Source organism: Micromonospora inaquosa, assembly GCF_003857055.1.
In the GTDB taxonomy this organism is placed as follows: Bacteria; Actinomycetota; Actinomycetes; order Mycobacteriales; family Micromonosporaceae; genus Micromonospora; species Micromonospora inaquosa.
This window is the reverse complement of record NZ_QGSZ01000293.1, coordinates 1-2,313: the sequence shown is the minus strand read 5'-3', so window position 1 is coordinate 2,313 and position 2,313 is coordinate 1. Positions and strand designations below refer to the sequence as shown.

At 71.5% G+C, this 2,313-nt stretch carries 2 protein-coding genes and 1 pseudogene; 1 reads left to right on the top strand and 2 read right to left on the bottom strand.

Annotation, left to right across the window (positions count from 1 at the left end; translation table 11 throughout):
- On the top strand, positions 1–877 hold an 877-nt coding region (locus tag DLJ59_RS26985; protein WP_124775776.1), incomplete at its 5' end, for a tyrosine-type recombinase/integrase.
- A 6-nt stretch (positions 878–883) separates the two neighbouring features.
- Here DLJ59_RS26985 and DLJ59_RS26980 read toward each other — a convergent pair.
- Both DLJ59_RS26980 and DLJ59_RS36465 read right to left on the bottom strand, forming a co-directional pair.
- Entirely contained in the window at positions 884–1,513 is a 630-nt protein-coding gene (locus DLJ59_RS26980) for a fasciclin domain-containing protein (RefSeq protein WP_158630915.1), read from the bottom strand.
- Positions 1,514–1,610: 97 nt separating this feature from the next.
- Positions 1,611–2,313, bottom strand: a pseudogene (locus DLJ59_RS36465) (carboxypeptidase); the annotation flags it as partial.

The following is a 2,313-nucleotide window of genomic DNA, read 5'->3' as shown; positions in this document are numbered from 1 at the left end:
GGTCGGCGAGGGTGCTGCCACTCCCCTCCCCCTCGACGCGGTGTCGATCACCGGCCTCTCCCCCCGCGTGATGCGGGCGGCCTTCGCCCGGTTCGCCGCTCCCCGGGCGCCCGCGTCGGTGCACCGGGCCTGGTCCACCTGGAACAGTTTCTTCACATTCCTGGTGGCCGACGGCATCGTGGCCGGTAACCCGATGCCAGCGGTCGGTCGACCTCGGGCACTACTCCCCCAGCCGAAGCCGCTGCGCGGCGCGGACACCCCCGAGGTGTTGCTCGCGTCGGTCGCCCGAGACGACGGTCGGCAGCGTGACCCGTGGCCGGAGCGGGACGTGGCGGTGTTGGCGGTGGCGCTCTGCGCGGGGTTGCGGCTGTCGGAGTTGCTGGCGTTGCGGGTCGGCTCGCTGGGTGGTCGGCCCGGTGAGCGGCGTATTGAGGTGCTCGGGAAGGGTGGGCGGACCCGGGTGGTGCCGATCGAGGCGGATCTGGACCGGGTGTTGGTCGACTACCTGGACAGTCGGGTGCGGCGCTTCGGTTCGCGGTCGGTACGCCCCGACTCGGCGTTACTGGTGGATCGGCGCGGTGAGCCGCTGCGCCGAGGTGGGCTGCAGTATCTGGTGGAGTCGTGCTTTCGGCGGGCGGGTGTCGGTGACCGGGTGCCTCGGGGCGCGCGGTTGCACGCGCTGCGGCACACCTTCGCGACCCGGTTGGCGGAGGACGGGGCGAGCGCCGCGGAGATCATGCGCTTGTTGGGGCACGCGTCGTTGGCGTCGTCGCAGACGTACATCGAGGTGACGGCCGCTCAGCAGCGCGACGCGGTGCGGGCCAACCGGACCAACCGGGCGCTGGCTGCTCTGGGGTCGGTGGACCGGGCGCGGTGAGCGCGGTCAGTGGGCCCGTTGGTCGGTGCTGTCGGCGGTGGTGGGCAGTGAGCCGAGTACCGCGTTGATGATGTGGATGCGCGCGTTGGTGGCCTGGTAGTTGGCGCAGACCGCGTCGGCTCGGTCGTCGAGGCGGGCGGTGGGCCCGGTGCGGGTGATGGTGACGGTGGTGCCGTCGAGGGTGGTGGTGGTGCCGGCGGTCGTCAGGTCCTCGATGGAATGTGTTCCGGTGATCAGGTGTGCCTTGAGCAGGGTGCGTAGCTGGTCGGTGTGGCGGGCCATCAGGTCGTCCCAGTTGTCCTCGGAGAACTTGGCGGCGAAGGCGTCGTCGGAGGGCGCGAGGATGGTGACGTCGGTGCCGGTGGGCAGGTCGGTGAGGGCGCCGCTGGTGCGTAGGGCCGCTTCGAACGTGGTGAGGGTGGGGATCCACCGTAGTGCCTGGTCGACGGGTTGGCCGGCGAGGAAGTTCGGGTTGCCGGGTTCGGTGCCGGTGGGTAGGGCGGCGCAGAGTGGCCCGGTGACCTGGGGTGCGCTGGTGGTGGTGGGTGGTCTCGCGTCCGTTGTGGCGGTGCAGGCGACGGTGGTGAGCAGCAGGGCCAGGGCCGGGAGGCGTAGAGCGCGAGACGGGTTCGACACGGTGGGCTCCACGGGTCGGGGTTGGCGGGTGGGGTGCGCCGGCGGTGCGGGGCGTGGTGCCCGGCACCGCCGGCGCGCCGGTTCGGCTAGCTGACGGTCACAGTGCGGCGCACTGGTTGGTGCGCGGTCCGTGCACGGTGTTGGCGACGCCGAGGTTGGTCGGGGCGGTGCTGTTCGCGGTGCAGCTGAGCGGGCCGCGGATGGTGTTTGCGACCAGCAGGGGTGCGTTCGTGCCGGTGGTGTTGCCGGAGAGGCTGACGGGGCCGGCGATGGTGACGTCGATGATGGAGATCGCGTCGGTGGTGTTGGTGATCTGGAGCGGGCCGTTGACAGTGCTGTCGGCGAGGACGACGCCGGCGGCGCGGTTGGCGCTGACTGGTCCGCTGATGGTCGTTGCGGTCGCGACGAGTGCGGCGCCCGGCTGGACGGTGACCGGGCCGTTGATGGTGGCGTCGGCGGCGCAGGTGAAGCCGGAGACGATCAGTGGTCCGTTGCGTCGGCCGGTGAGGGTTGGGTAGACGCGTTCGCCGTCGGTCAGCTTTTCGACGCCCAGGGTGTCGAGAAGCAGCGGGATCAGGCCGCGTTCGGGCTGGTTGAGGGGTACGTAGTAGCCGTCGCCGGTCTTGATGACCTTCCAGCCGTGTGCGGCGATGCGCTGTGCCACGGTGGTGCCCACGCCGCCTGGTCCGTCGGTGCGTGCGCCGTTGTACTGCTCGTCGGTGAGCTTGTAGGCGCACGGCGCGTTGTCGAGGATGAGGTCGGCGCGCGGGGCGTCGAGCGGCGGGGTGCTGTCGCCGGGG